The sequence below is a fragment of the uncultured Endozoicomonas sp. genome, from assembly GCF_947495845.1.
GTDB lineage: Bacteria > Pseudomonadota > Gammaproteobacteria > Pseudomonadales > Endozoicomonadaceae > Endozoicomonas.
On sequence record NZ_CANMAO010000060.1, the window covers coordinates 1 to 5,128 of the forward strand.

Annotated in this window: 3 protein-coding genes, 1 tRNA gene and 1 pseudogene; 2 read left to right on the forward strand and 3 right to left on the reverse strand. The window is 48.2% G+C overall.

Annotation, left to right across the window (positions count from 1 at the left end):
• A pseudogene (locus tag Q1B11_RS19865) lies at positions 1-655 on the reverse strand (IS5 family transposase); the annotation flags it as partial.
• 384 nt (positions 656-1,039) lie between these two features.
• Positions 1,040-2,140 carry a phosphoribosylaminoimidazolesuccinocarboxamide synthase gene (locus Q1B11_RS19870; RefSeq protein ID WP_299735694.1) on the reverse strand — a complete coding sequence of 367 codons (1,101 nt, stop codon included), beginning with the start codon at positions 2,138-2,140 and terminating at the stop codon, positions 1,040-1,042.
• A gap of 719 nt (positions 2,141-2,859) precedes the next feature.
• Here Q1B11_RS19870 and Q1B11_RS19875 point away from each other — a divergent pair.
• Positions 2,860-3,723 (forward strand): tetratricopeptide repeat protein, encoded by an 864-nt coding sequence (locus Q1B11_RS19875; RefSeq protein WP_299735696.1) that lies wholly within the window; start codon positions 2,860-2,862, stop codon positions 3,721-3,723.
• Between the two features lie 150 nt (positions 3,724-3,873).
• On the opposite strand, the gene rdgC is transcribed toward Q1B11_RS19875, so the two are convergent.
• On the reverse strand, positions 3,874-4,845 hold the full coding sequence (gene rdgC / locus Q1B11_RS19880) for a recombination-associated protein RdgC (RefSeq protein WP_299735698.1): 972 nt from the start codon (positions 4,843-4,845) through the stop codon (positions 3,874-3,876).
• 209 nt (positions 4,846-5,054) lie between these two features.
• Between rdgC and Q1B11_RS19885 the strand changes: the two genes are divergently transcribed.
• Positions 5,055-5,127: transfer RNA gene (locus tag Q1B11_RS19885), tRNA-Val, on the forward strand.
• The last annotated feature ends 1 nt before the right edge of the window (position 5,128 follow it).

Consider the following 5,128-nt stretch of genomic DNA (forward strand, 5'->3'; position numbering starts at 1 on the left):
CACTGAATATAAAGTCCTCATCCCCATGAAGCAGTTCGCCTGCCTGATTTAGGTCATGCTCATTGGCACCGGTGGTGATAAGGCTGTGGCTCAAGCCAGTGCATGCATCAACGCCAATATGAGCCTTCATGCCGAAGTGCCACTGGTTACCCTTTTTGGTCTGGTGCATATCGGGGGCGCGCTGCTTCTTCTTATTTTTGGTAGACGTCGGTGCCTCGATAATGGTGGCATCCACCAAAGTACCTTCTTTCAGGATGATGCCTGAGTTCGTCAGCCAATGGTTAATCTCGGCGAAGATCGCCCTCCCCAGTTGGTGCTTTTCGAGTAAATGCCGGAAATTCATGATGGTCGTGCGATCAGGAATGGGCTTATCCAGCGAGAACCCGGCAAACAGGCGCATGGGAGCGATTTCATACAAGGCGTCTTCCATACCTTCATCGCTAAGGCATTACCATTGTTGAAGGCAGTGAACCCTGACCATGGCTTCCAGAGGGTAAGGTGGACGACCGTTGCCTCGTTTTGGGTAATGGGGCTCGATAACACCGATGAGCCGGGGTCATGGCACGAGCTTTTCCATTTTTGCCAGAAAGCGTTCTTTGCGGGTGATTCTGCGTTTTTGGACAAACTCACTGTTTGCGAAACTGAGCTGGCTCATGGACTGAAACTCAAGCTGGGAGCGATGGGAATATTATCTCATGACTGGGGGCTTATTCGCATCTTCCTTAGCTGGTGGAGCCACTATATAAAACGTCCCATCAGCTAAAAATAGCTGATAAATAAATACATTATTCATTTTTGGATGCGTAGTGAAAAAGGCTTAATACCAATGTCGTTTTTAAATTATGGTGTGAGCAAGTTATTTTGGGCGACTGGGCAAGGCGAAGCGACGAGTCTTAGCCATAGCTGTGGCGAGGAGCTTCAACGCAGATCCAGACGGTCAAAATGGCTGCGCAGCCCATAATTTAAAAACAGAATCGGTATAAATAGGCTGCGTCATCACTGAGCCTTGAAAGATAAGGCTCAGCTATATAAACGGAAATTAAATTAATCCATAACCTTGACTGAGAATATCAATAATCTCTTCCCTCGGATTACCAGACAGTGGTAGCGGTTGCCCGGTAACCTTTTCTGCAATACCCGTGTAGGTTGCAGAGAGATCTAACAACGCCTGCCCTGGCAGCTGGTTGTTTGTAGCAAGTGCCTCACGTTCCACCATTCGGTTTTTGTTCAGAAGGATGTCCGGGTCTGGGAAATAGTTCAGCAGGAACTGGCGGAAGCTCTCTTTGGAGTTCTCAACGATTTGTCCTTGCTGGTAAGCATCACCATCCCAGATTCTTGAAGAGTCGGGCGTGCCCACCTCATCCATATAAATGAGTTGTTCATCACCATTGGCATCGGTGATGTAACCAAACTCAAATTTGGTATCCACAAATAGTTGACCAATGTTGTTCAGTGATTGGCGGATGACCTGGAAGCCATCTTTGAGCAACGTTTCATAACGATCAATATCCCTTGGCTGCCGGAAGTTAAATGCCTGGTAGTTGGCTTCAATGTCTTGGCGGCTGATATTCACATCGTCCGCTTCTGGCACGCCAGGAATGCCCTTCAGAATACCTTTGGTGGACGGCGTAATCAGCAGTTCTGGCAACGGCTGATCTTTTTGAAGGCCTTCTGGCAATTGAATGCCACAGAAATCCCGTTCGCCCTTGCTGTAGGCGCGCCACATGGAGCCCGTGATGTACTTGCGCACAATGGCTTCAATCATAATCGGGCGGGCTTTTTGAACGATCCAGACCAGCGGGTGGGGAGTATCCAGAATATGGCTGTCCGCAAGGCCATGGGTTTTAAACTGCTCGAACCAGTGGTTGGAGATGGCATTCAGGGCTGCACCTTTACCGGGTACGCCGGATAAACCACCTTCACCCTGCCAGATGCAGTCAAAGGCGCTGATGCGATCTGAAATCACCATAATGGCCAATGGCGCATCCGGTGCTACATTATAACCTTTTTCCTGTATCAGGCGTTGGCTGTCGGCGTCGGTAAGCCAATAGACGGAGCGGACCTTGCCGGAATGGATAGGACGTTGTGTCCGGATCGGGAGATCGTTGTTAACGGCCAAAACCTTATCAGCGAGATTCATTCAACTACCTGTATCTTTTATTGGTTAGGCAATTTCAATGGATGGGTAAGCGGCGATATCGACTTCCGGCACCATTGATCGAGACGCAGGAAATAGTAGCAAATCGTTTCCTTCATCTACATAGAAAAGTACGGCGATTGAGAAATTGCCGGAGGATGGAGGAAGTCCTACAAATGGGCTGGGTAATAACCTCTGGTTATTAGGTGTTATGGTCCGAATTCGCGGCTGACGTGCGCTCTATCGAAGTGGAGGTGCTGGAATTATGGTTTTTATGCACAAATGTCAAGTGATTGACGTCGTTTTTTTTATGTCAGTATAAGTGCCTGATTTTGTAAGCACTTATCCTAAGTTATTGAAAAATAAGCAAAAAAAATAGATCAAAAAATGATCAGTTTGATAGGGGGGCAGGGATTATCGGTCTCTGTGACCCGTTGGGAATGATCATCCACAAACTTATCCACAGAAACTGTGGGTAAGTGAACTGGAGCACATAATCCAAACAGTTGCTTCATGGGTTTTGTTGTTAATTCCAACAAAGTCTTAAAGAAGTCTGCAGAAGTGTCGGGTATATGATCTCTTTAGGCGCACATGGCCGTTGAGGCGCTCTCACTATGACGCCAATCCGGTATCTTTTAAGGGTGTTGATAGTTTACAGTTAACGGTTTGGATTCAGCCCAATCGGGTGGCATTGGGTGGCATTGTTTAAGGTGACCAAGGTAATGAATGAGCAAAGCTTCTCAGTGGATGTAACAGAAGCCAATATTCAAGAAGTGCTTCAGCAGTCGGTTGAGCAACCGGTGCTTCTTTATATAGGTATGCAGAGTGATCCGGGCTGTGCCCAGCAGCTGACGTTGCTGGAATCCATCACTGCCTCTTATCAGGGTAAACTGACGCTGGCGAAGCTGGATGCAGAAGCTGATCAAATGCTGGCTCGTCAGTTAATCAATCAGCTGCAGGTGAGCGCTTTGCCTGGTCAGGTGGTGCTCCATGAAGGTCGTCCGGTTGAGGTGTTCAGTGGCCCGCAATCTGAAGATACACTGCGCGCTGTGCTGGACCCATTAACCATGAGCCCTGCAGATATGGTTCGTCAGCAGGTCGAAACCTTAATGGCCGAAGGACAGGCTGCAGAGGCGTTGGGCTTGTTGCAGAATATTCTGAAAGATGAGCCAGACAACCACGCTCTGCAAGTATTGCAGGTTAATCTGCTGTTGGAGCTTGGGCGTATAGAAGAAGGACGACAGCTGATTAATGCCTTGCCAGCGGATGCTGAAGGTATTGCACAGCCAAAAGCAAAGTTATCATTTTATGAAATGGTGGCAGATGCGCCTGCTCGACAGGAATTGGAAGCTCGGCTGGCAGACAACGACAATGATCATGAAGCACGTTACCAGTTGGCCATTCGTTTGGTTATTGCTGACGAAAGTGAAGAAGCGCTGGAGCAGCTGCTGATTATTGTTCGTCGTGATCGTGAATTCCGTGAAGACGGTGCACGACTGCTGATGCTTACCGTGTTTGAACAGTTAGGGCAGGCCAGCCCGATTGCACGACGTTACCGTGGGAAACTGTTTGGTCTGATGAATTGACTATGGAGGCATAACGTCTGCCTCTTTCCTGTTTGGAGAAACGTTATCCGTTTACCGTTATCCGTAAAGCCAGTTAGTTTGTGCTTTACGGCCAACGGTTAACGGTTAACGGATAACGTTAACCAATCTGGGTGTAAACAGGTGGCAAGATCAGACGGCTGTCTTCTGAGGTTCGCCTACCTGAAAGCTGTCTACTTCTTTCCTTTCCATCGCCTCTTCACTGATACCCCCCAAATAGTCAATCAACTCTTCCAGCATTTGCTGCAGAGTCATGGTCATCAGGGCAAAGTCCGCATCAAATTGTTCCGCAGCGGTTTCGGTATTCACTTCATCCAGCTTTTCCTGGATAGAATCCGTGAACTTCAGTTTACGGATCACCAGATCATCACCGAGAACAAAACTCAGGGCGTCATTCCAGATCACCGCCATTTTGCTCACCTGCTTGCCAGCCTGGAGATGGACTTCCACCTCTTCTCCTGCCAATTCCTGTTTGCTGACTTTAACTTGTCCGCCTTCATCACCGGGTTCCCGAAGCTCACACTCATCACCGAGTATCAGGTGATCCGGCAGAGGCACTTCCTGTGCTAACCAGCGAGTCATGGCAAAAGACGGCATGTTTTTCAGAGGCGGGTTAACGATAGGCAGACTGCCCATGCATTCTCGCAGGCAGCTGGTCAGCTCTTCTGCCTTTTTAAAAGAAGATGCATCCACAATCAGCCAGCCTTTTACTGTATCGATATAAGCGAAGGTATTCTGGCTGCGGGAGAATGCTTTGGGGAGCAACTCCATAAGTACATCGTCTTTTAATGTTTTCTTCTCTTTGCTGAAAACCTGACGATCTTGTTCCTGTTCAATCTTTTCAACCCGTTCTTCCAGCACTTCATTAATCACACTGGCCGGGAGAATTTTTTCTTCCTTGCGAGCAGTGATCATTATAAAACCGCTGGCCGCGTGGGTTAGCATGCTGCCATGCCTGCCCAGAGGTGGCACCCAACCGTAGGTGCTCATGTCCTGACTGCCACAGCTGCGGAAGCGCTTCTCTTTCAGCTTATCTTCAAGCTCCTCTACCGACAGGCTGAATGGCTGGGTGAAGCGATAAAAAATCAGATTTTTAAACCACATGATTGATCGATTTCCTTTTTACATAGCTGCCTTGGTCATTAATGTACCGTGAGTTTGTGGCTTTTGCATGGGTAAATAATAAGGGTTCGTGGGTTGTGTAAAAAAAGTGCTTAATAACAGTTGCGTATCAATAGGTTAGCTGCTTATAATGCGCCGCGTTGATGAGGGGCGGCAAGACGGTAAGTCTTCTGGCTCAACATGAATGATCAGGGTGATTAGCTCAGCTGGGAGAGCGTCTGCTTTACACGCAGAATGTCGGCGGTTCGATCCCGTCATCACCCAC

What these genes read in the sequence shown, in the direction of transcription:
- Q1B11_RS19875 (WP_299735696.1), top strand. Translation starts at nt 2,860, where the DNA reads ATGAATGAGCAAAGCTTCTCAGTGGATGTAACAGAAGCCAATATTCAA.
- rdgC (WP_299735698.1), bottom strand. Translation starts at nt 4,845, where the DNA reads ATGTGGTTTAAAAATCTGATTTTTTATCGCTTCACCCAGCCATTCAGC.
- Q1B11_RS19870 (WP_299735694.1), bottom strand. Translation starts at nt 2,140, where the DNA reads ATGAATCTCGCTGATAAGGTTTTGGCCGTTAACAACGATCTCCCGATC.